Genomic DNA, 19,670 nt, shown 5'->3' with positions numbered 1-19,670 from the left:
ATATGTTTCCTCCTAAACGAAACATTCAATATAATACCGTCATTAGCTAAGGAAGAGTCCGTTCCCGTTAATGCGCTAATAACTTGATTATAAAAATTCCGTGTTCTAAAAAATGTAACTAGACTAATATAACCCTTTTGGGTCAAATTAGCAAATGAATTACCTATATTAATTTGTTAGTTTATCTAATAGTTTTTCTAAATGAATTCCGTGACTAGCTTTCAATAGTACTTGGTCACCTTCATAAATTTCAGCATTTAATTGGTCGTACAAATCATCCAATTGATCTGCCTTAAAGTAGAAAAGATTTTCTGATGGATAAACTGAGCTTAACTTGTCGTACAAGTACTTCATATCAGGACCAATTAAGTACACGCTTTGCACTTCTTTTGGATCTAATACCTCGGCTAATGATTCGTGTAGTTGAATTGATTGATCACCTAATTCCAACATGTCACCTAAAACGGCAATTTTACGGCCATCAATCTTTTCTTGAGTAAATGCGTTCACTACTTCTTTAACAGCAGTAGGGTTTGAATTATAAACATCTGAAAGGATCATTTCATGTTTACTTCCTTCAATCCATTCAGTACGGTTATTAGTCAAATTGACATTCAACAATGCCTTTTGAATGTTTTCTTCTCTGATTCTGTATAAGTCACCGATTGTGATGGCAACCAAGGCGTTGTTAACATTGTATTCACCAATCATTGGAATCTTGAATTCAACATCTGAGTACTTATTAACCTTGAATGTGGTTTGTACTTCTGTTCCAGCAATGTCGTAAGCATAAAAATCATCATCTTCAGTCAAACCAAAAGTACGTTTGAATGGTAGTGATTCACTACGACTTTCTAATAGTGGTTCGTCACCGTTATAAACGAAAATACCATCTTCCTTTAGTCCGTTGACAATTTCCATCTTGGCATCAGCAATCTTGTCACGAGTACCAAAGAATTCAATGTGGGCTTCACCAATCATTGTTATGGCTGCAACGTCTGGTTCAACTAAGTGACTCAAAAAGTCTAGTTGCCCTGGACGATCCATGCCCATTTCAACAACCAATACTTCGGTGTTTGGTTCCATATCTAAAATGGTCATTGGAACTCCAATTTCGTTGTTGAAGTTGGCATGAGTCTTAGTGACGTTGAATTGAGTGGATAATACTGAAGCCACCATGTCCTTGGTAGTAGTCTTTCCATTACTTCCAGTAATTGCGACAACCTTAGGATTAATCTTAGCCAAGTAGTATTGGCTTAATCTTTGTAGTGCTTCTAATGTATTATCTACAACGATAATTGGAAAATCTGTTGGAGCATTTTCGTGGTCTTTTTGCCAGAATGTTGCTACGGCACCATTATCAATTGCACTTTGAATGTAGTCGTGACCATCGTTTTGACTAACAAGTGGCACAAATAGTGCCCCGTCTGTTAGTTCCCTGCTATCAAAAGCAACACTAGTAATATCAATATCTTCATATTCGCTAATATCATTTTGCGCAGAAACTGCACGAGCAACTTCTGTAAGTGACATTTTCATATCTAATAAATCTCCATTTCATCAGTTCGATAAGTGTTACACATATTATAACATGAAACGACAAATTATTTTAAAACCGTTTTTGCCAATCCATTATGAGACAATCCTTTGTTTTTAATGAGGTCTTGTAAAAACTATTAACTAATTGTCAAAACACTGTTAATATGTTTAATGGATAATAATTAATGGGGACGTGACTACTTTGAAAAAAGTCTTATTTGTGTGCCATGGAAACGTTTGTCGTTCTGCAATGGCTCAGGCCATTTTTAGAAAGATTGTAAAAGAGCGTGGACTGGAAAATGAAATCGCAGTTGATTCAGCTGCGACAAGTACCGAAGAAATCGGAAATCCGCCACACCCAGAAGTTCGTAAACTGTTAGACCAAAAGCAAATTAGCTATGACGGTCAACATTCAAGACAAATCGAATCATCTGACTTCCAGAAATATGATTTAATCATTGGAATGGATTACGAAAACATGAACAACCTGCTTCACTGGGCACCTAAGGACCAAGCCCACAAGATTCATCTTTGCTTAGATGTTATCGATGGACTGCAAGGTAAAGAAATCGCAGATCCTTGGTATACCGGTAACTTTGATTTAACTTTTGAGCAAATTAACGAAGCGATGCCAAAATGGATTGACTATGTGTTAAATATGTAAAAAAAAGGACATATCCGAAACGGATATGTCCTTTTTTATCTTTACTTGAAACCGTATTTCTTGTTGAAACGATCCACAGCACCATCGGCTTGAGTGAACTTTTCACGGCCAGTGTAGAATGGATGAGAATCTGAAGAAATTTCAAGACGTACTAATGGGTATTCATTACCATCATCCATAGTGATAGTTTCAGCTGAGTTCATAGTTGAACCAGCCATGAATTTAAAACCAGTACTTGTATCTTGGAATACCACTTGGCGGTATTCTGGATGAATTCCTTGTTTCATTATAAATCGCTCCTTTGCCCTGTATCATATGTTGATTCAGAGATTATCGTTTAGTCGACTTGATTATAGTAACACTAAATAGAAGTTAATTCAACACGAAAATTAACTTTCGTCGTTAACTAATTCAACGACAGCATTTAGATTAGTTAGCTTATCAATGATATTGTCATAGCCTCGTAAAATGTTGTCTGCGTTATCAATCACAGTGGTTCCTTGTGCCATTAAACCAGCAATCATTTCAGATGCTCCGGCACGAATTTCCCCTGCTTCAATCTTTGAACCAACAAGTGCGTCAGTATGACTTACGATGATGGTACCGTTACCTTCATCGTATCTAATCTTGGCACCCATCTTCTTTAGTTCGGAGATGTGCTTGATTCTCTTTGGATAAATAGTGTCAATGATTGTACTGTCACCAGCAGCCATTAGTAGTAGTGGCGTAATTGGTTGTTGTAAATCAGTGGCAAATCCTGGATATGGCATTGTCTTAATTTCGATGTTCTTAAGTTCTTCAGTCTTTGGAACATAGATACTATCTTCATTAATTTGTAAATCAATACCCATTTCTTGTAACTTAGCAATGAATGATTCCAAATGTTCTGGAATCACATTTTGAATCTTCACACCGTCACCATATGCAGCAGCCATGGATAGATATGTACCTGCTTCGATACGGTCAGGGATAATGATGTGAGTATTTTTGGCACGAAGTGATTCAACACCTTCAATTCTGATCACATCTGTACCGGCTCCCCTAACCTTGGCACCCATGTTATTCAAGAATGTAACAACATCAATAATTTCTGGTTCCTTGGCAGCATTTCTGATGACAGTTGAACCCTTTGCTTTAACGGCAGCTAAAATAGCATTGATAGTGGCCCCCACTGACACAACATCTAAAAAGATTTGTGCTCCGTGTAAACCATCTTCGTCGGTTGTGATGATAATTTCATCACCATCATTTTCAACCTTTGCCCCCATTGCTTCAAAAGCCTTGATGTGTTGGTCAATTGGTCTAGGACCGATGTTATCTCCACCAGGGAAAGTAATCTTAGCACGACCAAAGCGTCCTAATAGTGCTCCCATGAAGTAGTATGATGCTCTTAAACTTTTAATTGCCTTACTTGGTAAGGCACTTTCATTTATTGTTGTTGGGTCGACGTTTAATATTCCATCGGCAAAATCTGATGAGACATTCATTGATTCCAAAATCACCATTAGATTGTGTACATCTAAGATGTTTGGCACCATGTCAAATTGCACTGGTGTGTCGGCTAGAATAGCTGCTGGAATTAATGCAACAGTGCTATTTTTAGCCCCGCCAATGGTCACGTTACCAGATAAACGATGGCCGCCCTTTATTATCATTTTATTCATTGTTTAAATTCCTCACTTACAGTTTCACTAAATAATAGTGAACAATAACAATATTAAATAATAAATATTAAAAATACAATAGTTTAAGCTAAATTAAACATACATTTAATAAAAACAACAAAAAAAGGCCGGAAAAATTCCTGGCCTTTTCTGTAAAACATATTATTTGTTGTTTTCTTCATGTTGTTCGTGTGCAGCTGCAACGAATGCCTTGAATAATCCTTCAGGTCTAGTTGGACGTGATAGGAATTCTGGGTGGTATTGAGCAGCAACGAAGAACTTGTTAGTAGGAATTTCAACAACTTCTACCAAGTGATCATCTGGAGAAGTACCTGCAATAACTAGACCGTGAGCTTCCATTTCTTCTCTGTATTCGTTGTTGTATTCGTAACGGTGTCTGTGACGTTCTGAAATTTCAGCCTTGTTACCGTAAGCTGCAGCAGTTACAGTACCAGGTTTTAGCTTACATGGGTATGCACCTAGACGTTGAGTACCACCCATACCATCGATATCAGCTTGGTCAGCCATTAAGTCAATAATCTTGTGTGGAGTTTCTGGGTCAATTTCAGTAGTGTTAGCATCTTTGTAACCTAATACATCACGAGCAAATTCGATACTTGCAATTTGCATACCTAAACATACACCTAGGTAAGGAACGTCGTTTTCACGAGCGTACTTAACTGCAGTAATCATACCTTCGATACCACGGTCACCGAAACCACCAGGAACGATAATACCGTCAGCATCACCAAGTAATTCTTTAACGTTATCTTCAGTAACTAGTTCTGAATTTAACATCTTTAGGTTAATCTTTGCATCAACTGGGTAACCAGCATGACGTAATGATTCAGTAATTGAAATGTAAGCATCCTTTAGTTTTACGTATTTACCAACTAAAGTAATGTTAACAACATTCTTTAAGTTTTGTACTTTTTGTTCTAGTGCCTTCCATTCAGTCATGTCAGCCTTAGGAGCATCCATACCAAAGTGGTCAACAACTTGTTGATCCATACCTTGAGCTTCTAGCATCAATGGAACAGTGTAAAGTGTTGGAGCATCTTTTGATTCAACAACGGCTTCTGGCTTAACGTCACAGAATAGAGCAATCTTTCTCTTCATTGCATCAGTAACGTCTTGTTCAGTTCTAACAACTAATAGGTTTGGTTGAATACCTAAACCACGTAGTTCTTTAACTGAGTGTTGTGTTGGCTTAGTCTTCATTTCGCCAGCAGCACGTAAGTAAGGAATTAAAGTGGTGTGGATGTAGAATACATTTTCATCCCCTACTTCGCTCTTCATTTGACGAATAGCTTCTAGGAATGGTAGTGATTCGATATCACCAACAGTACCACCAATTTCAGTAATTACGATATCAGCGTTTGATACCTTAGCTGCACGCATGATTTTTTCTTTAATCATACCAGTGATATGAGGAATAACTTGAACAGTTGCACCTAAGTAGTCACCGCGGCGTTCTTTTCTCAATACTTCTGAATAAATTTTACCAGTAGTTACATTTGAGTATTTATTTAAGTCATTATCAATGAAACGTTCATAGTGACCTAAATCAAGGTCAGTTTCAGTACCATCATTAGTAACAAACACTTCACCGTGTTGGTATGGGCTCATAGTACCTGGGTCGACGTTAACGTATGGATCAAACTTTTGAATAGTAATGTTGATTCCACGGTTTTTTAATAAACGTCCTAGTGATGCAGAAACAATTCCTTTTCCTAGTGAAGAAACAACCCCACCAGTAACAAAAACATATTTAGTCATGTGAAAAAACTCCTCATAAAATCTATTAGGGTAAAAATTAAAAACTCCCTATTCATTGAGAATAGGGAGTCATTGATTACTATAATCGATCAATTGTCCTTACAAATTCTTTTGTAAGGAGCCCAAAAATAATATTACATTGTTCTAGGTTTATAGTCAAGAAATATAATTATTATTTCTAAGAAAAATTAATCTTTAGAATCGTCGTCGATGTCATCGTCATCATCGTGTAATTCTGACAATTCGCCTTCGATACCATCAGGGATGTTATCGTCGTCAACATCGTTCTCTTCGTCAATTTCATCTAAATCTTTGTGATACTTGTCGGTTTCGTCGACACCTTCATCGGCATCTTCAAATTCGTCGTCTTGGTCTTCTGGATCATCATCATCATAATCGATAACGTCATCATCGTCAGAAGCATCAGCTAAGAATGCGTTAACCTTACGACGCTTTTTCTTTCTAGGACGATCGATATCTTCGTCTTCAGGATGAACTGTAGCTTCATCGATTGAATCATATGGATACCAAGTTCTTAGTCCCCAAAGATTATCACCTAAAGAAATAAAACTACCATCAACGTTCATATCTGTGTAGAACTGTACCAATCGTTTACGAATTTCTTCATCAGAATCACCCAAGTATTTTTGGATTTCGTTGGCGATATCAGCAAAGGCCATTACTTCCCCACGTTCAGAAAGAATTGCGTGAGCAACTTCGACCATTGATAATTCTTTTTTGTCTTTACCTTCTAAGGCTTGTAATTTCAAATCGGTGCACGTCCTTTCAAAATACTATTAATATCATACCTTTTTAAGCAGAAAATTGCAATGTAAGATTGTATTCTCCTACAATCATTCCGCCTGAATGTAATTCATAGTCAATTTCAAGCTTACCATTCATTATATCTTCATTATAATCGTAGTTTAACTCTTTTGTTTTGACCAAAATTTTTATTGGACCATACTCAGTTTGGTAAATTGTGTCGTGATCTTTGTTTTCATCAAAAATCATTCTAGAGTGGTGTCCACCATTGGTTTGGCGAGTTAATTGAACATGTTCATCGGTAATTTTCAAAGTAACGTTTGCTACCGCTTGATTATCTTGATGTTCAGTGAAGCGAAGGTATAGGCCGTTATTCATTTGAACCAGGCTACCCACTTCTTCAAATATAAAGTCTTCGCGCTCTGCATCTTGGAAAATAGTTGTCTTTAAGTTCACAACAACCTTTTGAGCATTTTCATTTTTATCCATCACACTGACTCACCTTCCCTCATTTCATATATCACAAACTAATATTATATACGGACATGTCCATAAATGCATTAATTAATGGTCGGAAAATTAATTATTTCATTTAAAACTTTGTTATAATAAGCATAAATAACTTATATATAAATAGTAAGGAGGTAAGAATTTGGAATACCAAGAAAAACTACTACCTCGAGAAAAGGTTTTTCGAGATCCGGTTCTTAACTACATTTACGTACAACATCAAGTCATCTTAGACTTGATTAATACTAAAGAATTCCAACGATTAAGACGAATAAAACAATTAGGTCCTGCTTCATACACATTCCATGGTGCAGAACATTCAAGATTTACCCATAGTTTAGGCGTGTACGAAATTACCCGCCGCATCTGTGATGGTTTCCTTAGAAACTATCCTAGTAAGGTTGCCGGTGATGGTCTTTGGGACGATTCTCAAAGATTAGTTGCACTATGTGCGGCTTTGCTTCATGACATCGGACACGGTGCCTACTCACATACCTTTGAACACATCTTTGGTACCAACCACGAAGCAATCACGCAAGAAATCATCACTTCTGAAAAGACCGAGGTTAACCAGGTATTAAGCAAGATTAGTCCTAGTTTCCCAAAAGAAGTCGCTAGCGTAATCGACCACACTTATCCAAATAAACAAGTGGTCCAAATGATTTCTAGTCAATGTGACGCCGATAGAATGGATTACCTACTAAGGGATGCCTACAACACCGGTGCCAACTACGGTAACTTTGATTTAACCAGAATCTTGCGTGTGATGAGGCCTTACGAAGGTGGCATCTGTTTTGAAATTAATGGGATGCATGCCGTTGAAGACTACATCATCTCTCGTTTACAAATGTACATGCAAGTATACTTCCATCCAGTATCTCGTTCAATGGAAGTTATCCTAAGTCACCTACTTCAAAGAGCGAAGGAACTGGCCAGTCAATTGGATAAAAACGACCGTCTAACTCCACATCTATTAATGCCATTCTTTAAGAATGAATTTACTATCGATGACTATTTGAAACTAGATGATGGTGTCCTAAACACCTACTTTATTAACTGGATTGATTCAGATGACAAGATTCTATCTGATTTAGCTGATCGTTTTATTAACAGAAAGCCACTTAAATCTGTAGAATACAATAATGAAACTGAATCATTGATTCCAACCATGCAAAAATGGATTCAAGAAGCTGGATTTGAAACCACTTACTACACCGCCGTTAACAACAGTTTTGATTTACCATATGATGCCTATGATCCAAACAAAAAACATCATGCTACACAAATTGAACTTAGAAGAAACGATGGTACAATGATTGAGCTATCCAAGATTTCTCAATTGGTTAGTGCCGTTACAGGTAAGCACTTAGGTGACGAACGCTTCTTCTTCCCTAAGGAAATGTTATCTAAAGATAGTGACATCGATTTATTCGAACCAGTTTATCAAGAGTTTCAAAAACACATTAAAAACGATGAATTAATTAAGTAAGGAGGATTTCTCCATGAGTGAAATCAAATTAATCGCCATTGATATCGATGGTACCCTTTTAAACGAAGAAAACATTTTAGCTCAAGAAACAATCGATGCTGTTACTGAAGCAAGAAACAATGGCATCAAAGTAGTTCTATGTACTGGTCGTCCTTTGACTGGTGTTAAGCCATACCTAAAGAAACTAAACATTTCTGGTAACAACGAATACGCTATTACTTTCAACGGTGCGCAAGTGCAAGATGCAGATGCTAACATCATCGAAAAATTTGATTTAGATTACAACGACTTCGTTGGACTAGAAAAACTAAGTCACAAGTTAAACACTAGCTTCCAAATCGAAACTACCGACTACATCTACACCACTAACCGTGACATAAGCCCTTACAGTGTGGCTGAAAGTTACCTTGTAAGAATGCCAATTCGTGTTCGTGAACCACAAGAAATCACTGATGAAACTGAAATTGTTAAGGCAATGCTAATCGCTGATCCTAATATCATTGATACGGCTATTTCAAACATTCCAGAAAGCTTCTTAGACCACCTAACAATGGTTAGAAGTGAACCAGTATTTATAGAATTCGTTAACCAAAAGGCTTCAAAAGGTGCTGCTTTAAGTAAGCTGGCTACTCGTTTAGGTTGCACCGCTGAAAACGTAATGGCAATCGGTGATCAAGGTAACGACATTAGCATGGTTACCTACGCCGGCATTGGTGTTGCTATGGGTAATGCTGCTGATGACTTAAAGAAAGTTGCTAACAAGATTACTAAGACAAACAAAGAAAATGGTGTTGCATATGCCATTAGAAACTTTGCTTTAAAGTAATCAATCATAAACAAAAAGAACTCACTTCATTGAAGTGAGTTCTTTTTTTATAGTGTGATAATGATTGCAAATGCAATCCAGATAATTCCTATTATCAACGTTAATTGTGCAAATGGACGTACCACAATTTTTGCATTCTTAATGCCACCAATTTTATTGGCAGGAATCTTTTCGTTTTCAAAACGTTCATCATCACCCTTGCGGTGAAAAATGCGCCATCCAGTGAAAAGATGTCCCTTGGATAATACTCCAATCAAGCCAATGACTGTGAATAGTAACCCTATCAAGAATAGGTAGTTACTAATCGTAATAGCACTAATTTTAAACACCATTGCTATTAAAGCAACGACGACTCCAACTAACGCTATTAGCAATCCTAATCTTTTTGGTTTATTCATTATTCTGCGTTACTTCTAAAACGGTTACTGAATAATGGACTAACGGCACGATCTTCGTTAATACGCTTAATTGCGTCCCCAATTAATGGAGCAACTGAAATTTGTTCAATCTTATCAATTTGCTTTTCTTTTGGTAAGCGAATTGTATCAGTAACAACTAGCTTCTTGATTGGTGATTGTTGGATACGATCAATTGCAGGACCTGATAATACAGGATGTGTACAACATGCGTATACTTCTTTTGCACCAGCATCCATCAATGCTTGAGCACCTAAAGTGATAGTACCAGCAGTATCAATCATGTCATCAACCATCAAACATGACTTACCTTTAACATCACCAATAATGTTCATGATTTCAGCAACATTTGCCTTAGGACGACGCTTGTCGATAATGGCAATTGGCGCCTTTAGGAATTCGGCCAATGCACGGGCACGAACTACACCACCATGGTCAGGTGAAACTACGACTGCGTTTGAGTCCCAGCCGTGATTAATAAAGTGATCAGCTAATAATGGTGCACCCATCATGTGATCAACTGGAACATCGAAGAAACCTTGGATTTGAGCAGCATGTAAGTCCAATGCAACTACACGGTCAATTCCAGCAGTTTCTAGCATGTTAGCAACTAGCTTTGCAGTAATTGGTTCTCTAGAACGAGCCTTACGGTCTTGTCTAGCGTAACCATAATATGGGATTACCACATTAATTGTCTTAGCACTTGCACGTCTAAGAGCATCAATCATAATCATTAATTCCATTAAATTATCATTAACGGGAGCTGATGTAGATTGAATGATATAACAGTTATCCCCACGGATACTTTCTTCAATGTTAATTCTAATTTCACCATCACTAAATCTGTCAACGGATGTTTCACCTAAATCAACACCAACACGATCAGCAATTTTTTCTGCCAAAGGGATGTTAGAGTTTAAAGCGAAAATCTTCAATTTAGGATCAGAATATCTTTCAGCCATAAGTCCTCCACCTAACAATAAATTCTATAATTCGTAACTATATTCATAATTCAAATTTAATTTTACACTATAATTAATAATTTTTCATTCAAAAATTATACAAATAATAAATAAAATATCATTGGATTATCTCTTAATCAGCATATGGAAGCTTTTTGAAATATCCTGGTTTGTTGGTTTGACGTTGTCTTGCAATCGCCATATCATATTGTTTTACGTCATCAGTAATAGTTGAACCAGCAGCAATAAATGTGTGGTCATCAATGTGTAATGGCGCAATCAAGTTAGCATTACTTCCGATAAATGAGTCATCCCCAACTTCGGTGTTGTGCTTGTTCTTACCATCGTAGTTAGCAAAGATAACACCACAACCAACGTTGATGTTCTTGCCTAGATGAGCATTACCAACGTAAGTTAAGTGACCTACCTTAGTACCTTCATCAATTTGGGCCTTCTTAACTTCAACGAAGTTTCCAAGGTGAACATTTTCACCGATCTTAGCTTCTGGACGAAGATGTGAGTATGGTCCAATATTTGAGCCTTCCATCATTTCTGATTCTTCAAGTAATGATGATGTCACGGTAACGTTATCATGAATAATGCAGTCTCTAATTTCTGAATTAGCACCAATCTTACAGTCGTTACCAATCTTGGTATGACCACTAATGTGAACACCGGGTTCTACGATTGTGTCTTGACCAATTTCAACGCCAAAATCAATGTACGTGTCATTTGGATTTGGCATAGTAACACCGTTTGACATGTGGTATTCGTTAATGCGTTGTTGCATCACTTGGTTAGCCTTTGAAAGTGCAATCCGATCGTTTACACCCATTGATTCATCAAAGTCCTTCATTTGGTAAGCACCAATGTTCTTACCTTCTTCTTTGAAGATACCAATAACGTCTGGTAGGTAGTATTCTCCTTGCGCGTTATCGTTTTTAACCTTCTTTAGGGCTTCGAATAATTCATGGTTGTCGAAAACGTAAACACCAGTGTTAATTTCATCGATGTTTTGTTCTGCAACTGAGGCATCTTTTTGTTCAACTATCTTGTTAACGTTACCCTTGTCATCTCTAACAACACGACCATAACCAAATGGGTTAGGTGCTTTTGAAGTTAATACGGTTGCAACCGCACCACTTTCTTCATGTTGAGTAAACAAGTGATCAAAAGTTTCAGCTGTAAATAATGGAGTGTCTCCACTAACAACCATTGTTGATCCATCAACATCTTCTAGAATGTCAGCAGTTTTTTTAACCGCATCCCCAGTTCCTAGTTGTTTTTCTTGTAATGCATATTGGCTTCTATCACCTAGTTGAGTTTTAACGTCTTCCGCACCAAAACCAACAACAGTAACAATGTTATCCATATGAATTTTTTCAACTTGTGTTAATACACAATCAACCATTGTACGACCACAAACTTGATGCAAAACTTTGTATAGTTTTGACTTCATTCGCGTACCTTTACCGGCAGCTAAAATAATTGTATTTCTAGTCGTCATTATTCTTCCTCCTTGGTGATGTCACTGAAGTTATCGTAGGTAAAGTTACCTAGATCAACTTTAATATCACCGTTATTAGTATCAATCTTGAATAATGAAGTGTAATCATCTTCGCCAATCTTACGTTGGCCTTCGTAGTCACGTTCGGCAACGAATGCAATTCCGGCAACTTCACTATCGAATTCTTTGATTAAACTACATAGTCCATCGGCCGATCCCCCACCACGTAGGAAATCATCTACGATTAAGACGTTGGAATTAGCAGGTAAACTACGTTTTGATAGAACCATCTTTTCGATTCTCTTTTGAGAACCAGAAATATAGTTCACACTAATAGTTGAACCATCGGTAATTCTAGAATCATGTCTAGCAATTACGAACGGAACGTTTAATAGGGTTGCAACACTTTGTGCAACCGGAATACCCTTGGTGGCAACAGTTAATACAGCGTCAATCTTCTTGTCACTGTATAATGTTGCGATAATTCGACCAATTTGTCTCAAAATTGATGGACGATTAAGTAGGTCGTTCATATATACGTATCCACCAGGTAAAACTCTTGAATTGTCAGCCAATGCTGATTGAACTTCGTCAATAAATTGACTAGCTTCTTGTTTTTGAATGCCGGGCATAAACATACTTCCGCCAGCGGCACCGGGAATGGTTTCTAATACACCAGTTCCTGTTTCCATAAATGTTTTTCGTAAAATGGTTAGGTCTTCACTAATAGATGACTTAGCAGAATCGTAACGATTTGCAAAAAAAGTCAATGGTACTACCGTATTAGGATTCTCCATTAAGTAGCGAGTCATATCTACTAGACGCGCACTACGCTTTGCTTTCATTCTTTCACCTCATTAAGTAAAAACTACATCTAAATTTTATCATAATGTTCGGATTTAAGATACTTTTTAAACAAAATAATAAAAAAATATCCGTTTAGGGTTTCAACTAAACGGATATTTTCTAGACAGGTCTTACAATATATACTTCAGAACAAAAACCACGAATGCTATTAAAAATGTGTTTTGCTTGGCTTTCTGTCCTACAAATTCCAAAAACAGTCGGTCCAGTTCCACTCATTTGGGCACTGTCCGCACCGTATTTCTCGAATTTTTCTTTAATTTTTTTAATCTCACTATGATGCTTTGAAGACAATGGTTCCAGCACATTTCCCATGTGAGAAACGATTTGATCATAGTCTTGCGTTTCAACCGCTTCTGCCAATTCGTTAACATTCACATGTTCTAATTTATCGTAATCAATCTTGTTTAAGATTTCGGGTGTTGAAACGCTAACCTTTGGTTTTACAATTACAAAATACATTTTTGGCAATTTTGGCATTAACTCAATGTTATCACCTTTACCAGTAACCATGGCGGTTTGGCTATATACACAGTAGGGAACATCTGAATCAAGTTGCAATCCGAATGTTGCCATTTCTTGGTCGGTCATATGTAGATTCCAGAGACGATTAAGGCCCCGAATAACAGCTGCTGCATCAGATGATCCACCACCCATTCCAGCAGCAACAGGAATATTCTTTCTGATATGGATATCCACTTTTTGTTGGATTCCAAATTTCTTTTTAAGTAGAAATGCTGCTTGATATGCTAAGTTGCGATGATCTTGTGGTAAAAACACACGATTACAGTGAACAGAAATCCCGTTTCCTTTTTCGGTAACAATTTCGACGTAATCAGATAATTCAATCGAAGTCATTATCATATTCCACTCAATTTTTCCGTCTTTATGACGATACGGTGTATCCAAGCCTAGGTTAAGTTTGGCGCATGCTTTCTCTACGGTTCTCAAGTATCACACCCCCAATTTAACTAAATTATTTAATAACATTATACTAAAGTTAAAATGAAAAGTCAGTGAAACTTTCGGATTTTGTCAAAAGTGCAAAATAAAAAGAGCTAATAAACATTATTAGCTCTTAGTTTTAAGATTCTTCACTTACTTCGTCGGTAAAATCCATTTCAATGTTCTTAGTTAGAATATCAGTGTAGCTATAAGATACTCTCTTAAGATTTTCATCTTCTTCTAACTCAACAACAAACACTGCAGGGAATGTTTCGGCTAGCATCCCATGTCGTTCTAATGTCTTGTTTCTTCCTACTTGAACAGTTACAACAACTTTTTCGCCTAGGCGAGTGTCCAAGTGGCTCTTAATGTCAGTCAAACTGGTTGGCATAATATTCACCTCTCTAGTAGGTTCATTATACCACGGAAAATATTAAAAATCAAAATTATATCACAGTATTTTTTAATAATCAAATAATATTATACCAATTTTATAGAATGGAATTTATTTGTTAAATCAACGTATTGATCAACGGTTAATTTTTCAGGACGAATGCTTGGTTGAATGTCGAATTCATCTAAGACACTTTGGACCTTTTCCTTAGTTTCGGCGTCCTTGCCGAACAATCCTTGGAGGTTATTCCATAGAGTCTTTCGACGGTGGGCAAAGCATCCCCTTACAAAACTAGCAAATGCCTTTTCATCGAATACTTCATTTTCTATGGTTTCTTTTCTTTCCAAAGTTACGATTGCTGAATCAACATTTGGTGCTGGGATAAATGATTTTCTTGATACTTCAAACGCTAGTTTCACATCATTTAGGTATTGAATAATCACTGATAGTGAACCGTAATCCTTGCTACCTGGTTTGGCTTCTAGGCGTTGAGCAACTTCTTTTTGCATCATAACGGTAATGTTGTCGAATTCAGCATTTCCCTTCAATAAATCCAAAATGATTGGAGTTGTGATGTAGTAAGGTAAGTTGGCAACAACCTTAATTGGACGTTCATTGTTGAATTTTTCTTCGATAATAGCGGGTAAATTAGCTTGTAGGATGTCTTGGTTAATCACTTCGACATTATCATAAGGACTTAGTGTCTCATCCAATACAGGCAGTAAATTTTGGTCAATTTCAAACGCTAAAACACGTTTTGAACTACGCGCTAGGAATTCGGTTAAACCACCGATACCTGGTCCAATTTCGATTACATTATCAGTATCTGTTAAATGAGCAGCATCGACAATCTTAGTTAAAACGTTTAAATCAGTTAAGAAGTTTTGACCTAAACTCTTCTTAGCTGATAGATGGAAACGATTTAAGATTGCTTGTGTTCTAGCTGGGCTAGCAATTTCTGGATTATTTGGCATTGTTTACTCCTTAATATTACTTAGTGCTTCGTTAAATTGTTCTTTAGTAATTCCAAACATGGATAGTCGTTTCAATAGTTGTTTACCATTAACATATCCAATCTTTAATTCATTACATAGTTGCGTACGTCTGATTTTAGCTTCGGAATCATTAATGACCCTAGCAGCATTTAAATCAGCAACTGAAATTTCACTCTCGTGATTAGTGTCTGCAGTATAGACGTTTTTAAGCGCATCTCTAATGGTTTCGACGCTGGCATGTTCAACACCTAGTGAACCATCACTCTTGGTTGGTACCGATTTTTTACGGTCGACAAACGCGTGTTTAGCATTTGGTACCTCTTGATTAATAATCTTTCTGATGCGTTCACCAGAAAAATCTGGGTCAGTGAAGACAATTACTCCACGTTGCTTGTCTAGTTTCTTAATCAATGCAAGTGTCTTTTCGTCAATTGCTGATCCCCTGGTTTCGATAGTGTCACAGTCGACCGCCATTTTAATTCTTTTGGTATCGTCGCGGCCTTCTACCACGATTACTTCTTTGATTTTTTCCATTATTCATCCAATCCAAAAATTCTTAGTGCGTTTTGATAAGTTGCATCAGCAATCTTATCTGGGGTTGTATCTCTAAAGAGAGCGACAGCTTCGACGGTGTATAGAGTATATCCCGGTTCGTTTTGGTGACCACGTAATGGTTCAGGTGCTAGATAAGGTGCATCTGTTTCCACTAGCATTCTATCGATTGGTGTCTTTGAAACGGAATCATGGATTTCCTTGGTCTTTTTGAAACTGGCAACACCAGAATATGAGACGTACATCCCTAAATCCATAATCTTGTTTAACGATTCAGCGTCACCATTGAAACTATGAATGATACCGTTGTTAACGCCTTTTTCTTTTAAAATGGCGTAGGTATCTTCAAAGGCATCACGGTTATGCACAGAAATAGGCATCCCTAGTTCTTGGGCAATATCGATTTGACGTTTGAACACGTTGAACTGAGCTTTTTTGGGTGCGGTACTTTGATTGTAATCAAGACCGATTTCACCTAAAGCAACCACCTTGTCATCTTGTAGTTGCTTGTATAGGATGTCTTCTTCTCCGTCGTTATAGTTCAAAGCGTCTTCTGGATGGAAACCTACGATTGCGTATAGATTATCGTATTGGTGCGCTAATTCAATCGCTTCTTCGTTCATTTGACGGTTTGATCCAACGATTGCCATCTTGGTAACGCCCAGCTTTTGGGCGTGTTCAATGTATTCTGGAACCTGTCCTCTAAAAGCATCATCGTTTAAATGCGTATGTGAATCGAAAATTTGCATTATATTTGCTCCTATCGTAAAAATAGCCATCAATTCATTTTGAATTAATGGCTATTTTTTAGTTTGTTATCTCACCATTATTCCAAAGTGGCACCATTTTCAAATTGGCTACCAATTGTAACTAATTCAATGTTGCCATCGTCATGTTCAACAGATAGTAACATTCCTTGGCTCAATTGGCCACGCATCTTTCTAGGTTTCAAATTGGAAACTATGATTACTTTCTTACCGATTAGTTTTTCGAAGTCAGGATACCACTTAGCAATTCCTGAAAGGATTTGAGTAGTTTCTTCCTTACCTGCATCTAGGGTAAACTTCAATAACTTGTCTGCCCCTTCCACACGTTCAACATTCTTAACTTCGGCAACTTTTAGTTCTACTTTTTCAAAGGTATCGAACTTGATTTCTTTCTTATCAGCAGCACTTTGAACGCCTTCTTGGGCAACTTGAGCTTGTTTCTTGGCTTCTTCTTTGGCTGCACGACCTTTTTGCTTGTCTGACTTAGTCATTTGGTTCTTGATAAAGTCAACTTCTTCTTCCTTATCTAGACGTGGGAAGATTGGAGTTCCCTTAGCAACCACTTTGCCACCTGTTGGTAAGTCTTCAATTGTAATGTTAGTTAAGTCAATTGCTTGATTGTCTAAACCTAATTGAGTGAAGATTTCCTTTGGTGCATGGGTCATAATTGGACTAATTAATAGACCAATCACGCGTAAGCTGGCAGCTAAATGAGCCATTACATCAGCAAGCTTTTCAGCGTCACCATCGTTTTCATTCTTAGCTAGAATCCATGGTGTAGTTTGATCAATGTACTTGTTAGTTTGAGAAACTAATTGCCAAACAGCAGCTAAAGCATCTGAGAAGCGTGATTCATCCATCTTAGTCTTGTATTCAGCAATAACATCCTTGCTTAGTGCTTCTAGTTCCTTGTCAGGCTCTAAAAAGTTTGACTTAAATTCTGGAATTACACCGTCTTCGTACTTGTTAATCATTGAAACAGTACGGTTTAATAAGTTACCTAAGTCGTTTGCTAGGTCATAGTTGATACGATCTACGAAGTCTTCTGGTGTGAACACTCCATCGTTACCAAATGGAACGGCCTTTAGTAAGTAGTATCTTACAGCATCCAAACCGTATCTTTCGGCTAAGACTTCTGGGTAAATAACGTTACCCTTTGACTTAGACATCTTACCATCTTTCATGGTTAACCAACCATGACCGATAACATGTTTGGGCAATGGTAAACCTAAAGCATGTAGGATAATTGGCCAGTAGATGGTATGGAATCTAACGATTTCCTTACCAACCATGTGGACATCAGCAGGCCAGAATTTTTGGAATAGTGAGTCATCATCAGTATCGTATCCTAATGCACTAATATAGTTTGATAGCGCATCAATCCATACGTAAACTACGTGTTCAGGATTTGATTTAACAGGAATTCCCCAACTAAATGATGTTCTAGAAACAGCTAAGTCTTCTAGACCTGGTTTGATAAAGTTATTAATCATTTCGTTCATTCTTGATTCTGGTTGAATAAAATCAGGATGATCTTTGTAGTATTGTAATAACCAATCAGCGTACTTGCTCATCTTGAAGAAGTATGACTTTTCGTTCACTAGTTCAACTTCGTGTCCTGATGGAGCCTTTCCACCAATAACGTTACCGTTATCGTCTTTGTATACTTCGGCTAATTGTGATTCAGTGAAGTATTCTTCGTCTGATACTGAGTACCAACCAGAGTATTCACCTAGGTAAATGTCACCTTGATCTAATAATTGTTGGAAAATCTTTTGAACAACTTCTCTGTGTTGAGCATCAGTAGTTCTGATGAACTTGTCGTTTGAGATGTCCAATTTCTTCCATAATTCTTTAATTTGTGCAGCCATCTTGTCCACATATGCTTGTGGAGTAGTGTTTAATGATTCTGCCTTTTCTTCGATTTTTAGTCCGTGTTCATCTGTTCCTGTTAGGAAGAACACGTCAAATCCTTCAGCACGTTTGTAACGAGCTAACGCATCACAAGCAATAGTTGTGTATGAGTTCCCGATATGTAGACGTCCTGATGGGTAGTAGATTGGCGTTGTAACATAAAAAGTATTGTTATCAGCCATGTTAATCATCCTTTCAACCAGTAATTAATATTAACTATTAGTATATCATACTTGAATTGTCAATAATATTGCTCTTAGAACAAATCTAATTGCATCGGTGCCAAATCGTTAAATGACACGTGCAACATCTCTTTTAATTGTAGCGCGTTCGGTGCGGCATCCCTACCTGAGTTGTTGTTAAAGATCACACACACCTCATCGACTTCTTTGTTTAACTTAGTGACGATGTCGGCGAATTGCTTTAGTTCATCTTCGCTATATTTGTACAACGTTCTTTGACTACGCCAATTCTTGTCTTGGTTAAACCATCCCTGGGCGTTTCGACCGTGCAATCTTAACATCGCCATCTTAGAAGTAGTCACCATTGGTAATAACTCAATTCCGTCGTTTAGGTTATGTGGTTCATCTGCAATCACAAAGGTCATCCCTAAACGTTTCAAATAATTCTTAATTGAGTTTTGCATCGATTTTTCTGTCCATGTTGGATTTCTAAACTCGACTGCAATTGGTACCTTTCTTCCCATCAATTCACGGATGGTCATTAGATAGCGAATATTGTCGTTATTGCGTTGGAAATATGGTGGAAATTGAAATAAGACCGTCTTCAATTGATTGGTTTCCATTAAAGGTTGAAGCATTTTCACGTAATCATTAAACGCCTGTCTTCTCTGATCATCATCGGCAGCCATCTGTGAACGCATGTCATGCTTGGTCATTAATTGGTTAGCTTTTAAGATAAATTGGAATGATTCTGGCACTTGGCGCATCCATTGACGCACTGTTTTTTCCTGTGGAATGCCGTAAAACGGATTATCGACTTCCACGACTGGAAAATGGGCAGCGTACTCGTTTAACTTAACGGGACGATCTTCACCATTAATCAATGCTGGATGTTCGCTCCAAGTTGTTACTCCTAAAGTTATCATTAAACCATCA

The 19,670-nt window shown here is 37.3% G+C and carries 20 protein-coding genes; 3 read left to right on the top strand and 17 right to left on the bottom strand.

The window, feature by feature from the left end; translation table 11 throughout:
* Window positions 1-168 precede the first annotated feature (168 nt).
* Complete coding sequence (locus tag RZ79_RS01515) at window positions 169-1,539, bottom strand: UDP-N-acetylmuramoyl-tripeptide--D-alanyl-D-alanine ligase (RefSeq protein ID WP_054449710.1); 1,371 nt, start codon at window positions 1,537-1,539, stop codon at window positions 169-171.
* A gap of 202 nt (window positions 1,540-1,741) precedes the next feature.
* On the opposite strand from RZ79_RS01515, the gene RZ79_RS01510 reads away from it, so the two are divergent.
* On the top strand, window positions 1,742-2,203 hold the full coding sequence (locus RZ79_RS01510) for a low molecular weight protein-tyrosine-phosphatase (protein WP_054449709.1): 462 nt from the start codon (window positions 1,742-1,744) through the stop codon (window positions 2,201-2,203).
* Between the two features lie 41 nt (window positions 2,204-2,244).
* Here the strand turns inward: RZ79_RS01510 and RZ79_RS01505 are convergent, their stop codons facing one another.
* The 5 genes from RZ79_RS01505 to RZ79_RS01485 all read right to left on the bottom strand — a co-directional run bounded on the left by RZ79_RS01505 (window position 2,245) and on the right by RZ79_RS01485 (window position 6,900).
* Window positions 2,245-2,490 (bottom strand): type B 50S ribosomal protein L31, encoded by a 246-nt coding sequence (locus RZ79_RS01505; protein ID WP_053791508.1) that lies wholly within the window; start codon window positions 2,488-2,490, stop codon window positions 2,245-2,247.
* 102 nt (window positions 2,491-2,592) lie between these two features.
* Window positions 2,593-3,867: a UDP-N-acetylglucosamine 1-carboxyvinyltransferase gene (locus tag RZ79_RS01500; RefSeq protein ID WP_054449708.1), complete on the bottom strand. Its 1,275-nt coding sequence runs from the start codon at window positions 3,865-3,867 to the stop codon at window positions 2,593-2,595.
* A 162-nt stretch (window positions 3,868-4,029) separates the two neighbouring features.
* Window positions 4,030-5,646 carry a CTP synthase gene (locus RZ79_RS01495; protein ID WP_054449707.1) on the bottom strand — a complete coding sequence of 539 codons (1,617 nt, stop codon included), beginning with the start codon at window positions 5,644-5,646 and terminating at the stop codon, window positions 4,030-4,032.
* Between the two features lie 188 nt (window positions 5,647-5,834).
* The gene (gene rpoE, locus RZ79_RS01490) at window positions 5,835-6,371 is read right to left on the bottom strand and encodes a DNA-directed RNA polymerase subunit delta (RefSeq protein WP_373301492.1); all 537 of its coding nucleotides are present in this window, start codon (window positions 6,369-6,371) and stop codon (window positions 5,835-5,837) included.
* A gap of 88 nt (window positions 6,372-6,459) precedes the next feature.
* Window positions 6,460-6,900: a YwiB family protein gene (locus tag RZ79_RS01485; protein WP_054449706.1), complete on the bottom strand. Its 441-nt coding sequence runs from the start codon at window positions 6,898-6,900 to the stop codon at window positions 6,460-6,462.
* A 163-nt stretch (window positions 6,901-7,063) separates the two neighbouring features.
* Here RZ79_RS01485 and RZ79_RS01480 point away from each other — a divergent pair, with 163 nt between their 5' ends.
* Entirely contained in the window at window positions 7,064-8,410 is a 1,347-nt protein-coding gene (locus tag RZ79_RS01480; RefSeq protein ID WP_054449705.1) for an HD domain-containing protein, read from the top strand.
* Between the two features lie 13 nt (window positions 8,411-8,423).
* On the top strand, window positions 8,424-9,236 hold the full coding sequence (yidA, locus tag RZ79_RS01475; RefSeq protein WP_054449704.1) for a sugar-phosphatase: 813 nt from the start codon (window positions 8,424-8,426) through the stop codon (window positions 9,234-9,236).
* 47 nt (window positions 9,237-9,283) lie between these two features.
* On the opposite strand, the gene RZ79_RS01470 is transcribed toward yidA, so the two are convergent.
* The 11 genes from RZ79_RS01470 to RZ79_RS01420 form a co-directional block, all read right to left on the bottom strand.
* Complete coding sequence (locus RZ79_RS01470; RefSeq protein ID WP_054449703.1) at window positions 9,284-9,634, bottom strand: DUF3899 domain-containing protein; 351 nt, start codon at window positions 9,632-9,634, stop codon at window positions 9,284-9,286.
* Window positions 9,634-10,614 carry a ribose-phosphate diphosphokinase gene (locus RZ79_RS01465; protein ID WP_034532467.1) on the bottom strand — a complete coding sequence of 327 codons (981 nt, stop codon included), beginning with the start codon at window positions 10,612-10,614 and terminating at the stop codon, window positions 9,634-9,636. The genes RZ79_RS01470 and RZ79_RS01465 overlap by 1 nt, the downstream gene beginning before the upstream one ends.
* 133 nt (window positions 10,615-10,747) lie before the next feature.
* Window positions 10,748-12,121 carry a bifunctional UDP-N-acetylglucosamine diphosphorylase/glucosamine-1-phosphate N-acetyltransferase GlmU gene (gene glmU / locus RZ79_RS01460; protein WP_054449702.1) on the bottom strand — a complete coding sequence of 458 codons (1,374 nt, stop codon included), beginning with the start codon at window positions 12,119-12,121 and terminating at the stop codon, window positions 10,748-10,750.
* Complete coding sequence (purR, locus tag RZ79_RS01455) at window positions 12,121-12,966, bottom strand: pur operon repressor (protein ID WP_053795145.1); 846 nt, start codon at window positions 12,964-12,966, stop codon at window positions 12,121-12,123. Before purR ends, glmU begins: the two co-directional genes overlap by 1 nt.
* Before the next feature lie 121 nt (window positions 12,967-13,087).
* Window positions 13,088-13,936 carry a 4-(cytidine 5'-diphospho)-2-C-methyl-D-erythritol kinase gene (gene ispE, locus RZ79_RS01450; RefSeq protein WP_053795144.1) on the bottom strand — a complete coding sequence of 283 codons (849 nt, stop codon included), beginning with the start codon at window positions 13,934-13,936 and terminating at the stop codon, window positions 13,088-13,090.
* A 133-nt stretch (window positions 13,937-14,069) separates the two neighbouring features.
* Window positions 14,070-14,321, bottom strand: a complete 252-nt coding sequence (locus tag RZ79_RS01445; RefSeq protein WP_053795143.1) for a Veg family protein — start codon at window positions 14,319-14,321, stop codon at window positions 14,070-14,072.
* Between the two features lie 89 nt (window positions 14,322-14,410).
* Window positions 14,411-15,298 carry a 16S rRNA (adenine(1518)-N(6)/adenine(1519)-N(6))-dimethyltransferase RsmA gene (gene rsmA, locus RZ79_RS01440; RefSeq protein ID WP_054449701.1) on the bottom strand — a complete coding sequence of 296 codons (888 nt, stop codon included), beginning with the start codon at window positions 15,296-15,298 and terminating at the stop codon, window positions 14,411-14,413.
* 3 nt (window positions 15,299-15,301) lie between these two features.
* On the bottom strand, window positions 15,302-15,853 hold the full coding sequence (rnmV, locus tag RZ79_RS01435; RefSeq protein ID WP_054449700.1) for a ribonuclease M5: 552 nt from the start codon (window positions 15,851-15,853) through the stop codon (window positions 15,302-15,304).
* Window positions 15,853-16,620 (bottom strand): TatD family hydrolase, encoded by a 768-nt coding sequence (locus RZ79_RS01430; RefSeq protein ID WP_054449699.1) that lies wholly within the window; start codon window positions 16,618-16,620, stop codon window positions 15,853-15,855. Before RZ79_RS01430 ends, rnmV begins: the two co-directional genes overlap by 1 nt.
* A gap of 77 nt (window positions 16,621-16,697) precedes the next feature.
* The gene (gene metG, locus RZ79_RS01425) at window positions 16,698-18,734 is read right to left on the bottom strand and encodes a methionine--tRNA ligase (protein ID WP_054449698.1); all 2,037 of its coding nucleotides are present in this window, start codon (window positions 18,732-18,734) and stop codon (window positions 16,698-16,700) included.
* A gap of 74 nt (window positions 18,735-18,808) precedes the next feature.
* Window positions 18,809-19,660, bottom strand: a complete 852-nt coding sequence (locus RZ79_RS01420) for a DUF72 domain-containing protein (protein ID WP_054449697.1) — start codon at window positions 19,658-19,660, stop codon at window positions 18,809-18,811.
* Window positions 19,661-19,670: the final 10 nt, after the last annotated feature.

This window comes from Apilactobacillus kunkeei DSM 12361 = ATCC 700308, from assembly GCF_001281265.1.
GTDB lineage: Bacteria > Bacillota > Bacilli > Lactobacillales > Lactobacillaceae > Apilactobacillus > Apilactobacillus kunkeei.
This window is presented reverse-complemented; position numbering and strand designations above follow the sequence as displayed.

What these genes read in the sequence shown, in the direction of transcription:
- RZ79_RS01470 (WP_054449703.1), bottom strand. Translation starts at nt 9,634, where the DNA reads ATGAATAAACCAAAAAGATTAGGATTGCTAATAGCGTTAGTTGGAGTC.
- purR (WP_053795145.1), bottom strand. Translation starts at nt 12,966, where the DNA reads ATGAAAGCAAAGCGTAGTGCGCGTCTAGTAGATATGACTCGCTACTTA.
- yidA (WP_054449704.1), top strand. Translation starts at nt 8,424, where the DNA reads ATGAGTGAAATCAAATTAATCGCCATTGATATCGATGGTACCCTTTTA.
- metG (WP_054449698.1), bottom strand. Translation starts at nt 18,734, where the DNA reads ATGGCTGATAACAATACTTTTTATGTTACAACGCCAATCTACTACCCA.
- RZ79_RS01485 (WP_054449706.1), bottom strand. Translation starts at nt 6,900, where the DNA reads ATGGATAAAAATGAAAATGCTCAAAAGGTTGTTGTGAACTTAAAGACA.
- RZ79_RS01445 (WP_053795143.1), bottom strand. Translation starts at nt 14,321, where the DNA reads ATGCCAACCAGTTTGACTGACATTAAGAGCCACTTGGACACTCGCCTA.
- RZ79_RS01420 (WP_054449697.1), bottom strand. Translation starts at nt 19,660, where the DNA reads ATGATAACTTTAGGAGTAACAACTTGGAGCGAACATCCAGCATTGATT.
- rsmA (WP_054449701.1), bottom strand. Translation starts at nt 15,298, where the DNA reads ATGCCAAATAATCCAGAAATTGCTAGCCCAGCTAGAACACAAGCAATC.
- RZ79_RS01495 (WP_054449707.1), bottom strand. Translation starts at nt 5,646, where the DNA reads ATGACTAAATATGTTTTTGTTACTGGTGGGGTTGTTTCTTCACTAGGA.
- RZ79_RS01500 (WP_054449708.1), bottom strand. Translation starts at nt 3,867, where the DNA reads ATGAATAAAATGATAATAAAGGGCGGCCATCGTTTATCTGGTAACGTG.
- RZ79_RS01505 (WP_053791508.1), bottom strand. Translation starts at nt 2,490, where the DNA reads ATGAAACAAGGAATTCATCCAGAATACCGCCAAGTGGTATTCCAAGAT.
- rnmV (WP_054449700.1), bottom strand. Translation starts at nt 15,853, where the DNA reads ATGGAAAAAATCAAAGAAGTAATCGTGGTAGAAGGCCGCGACGATACC.
- rpoE (WP_373301492.1), bottom strand. Translation starts at nt 6,371, where the DNA reads ATGGTCGAAGTTGCTCACGCAATTCTTTCTGAACGTGGGGAAGTAATG.
- RZ79_RS01515 (WP_054449710.1), bottom strand. Translation starts at nt 1,539, where the DNA reads ATGAAAATGTCACTTACAGAAGTTGCTCGTGCAGTTTCTGCGCAAAAT.
- glmU (WP_054449702.1), bottom strand. Translation starts at nt 12,121, where the DNA reads ATGACGACTAGAAATACAATTATTTTAGCTGCCGGTAAAGGTACGCGA.
- RZ79_RS01465 (WP_034532467.1), bottom strand. Translation starts at nt 10,614, where the DNA reads ATGGCTGAAAGATATTCTGATCCTAAATTGAAGATTTTCGCTTTAAAC.
- RZ79_RS01430 (WP_054449699.1), bottom strand. Translation starts at nt 16,620, where the DNA reads ATGCAAATTTTCGATTCACATACGCATTTAAACGATGATGCTTTTAGA.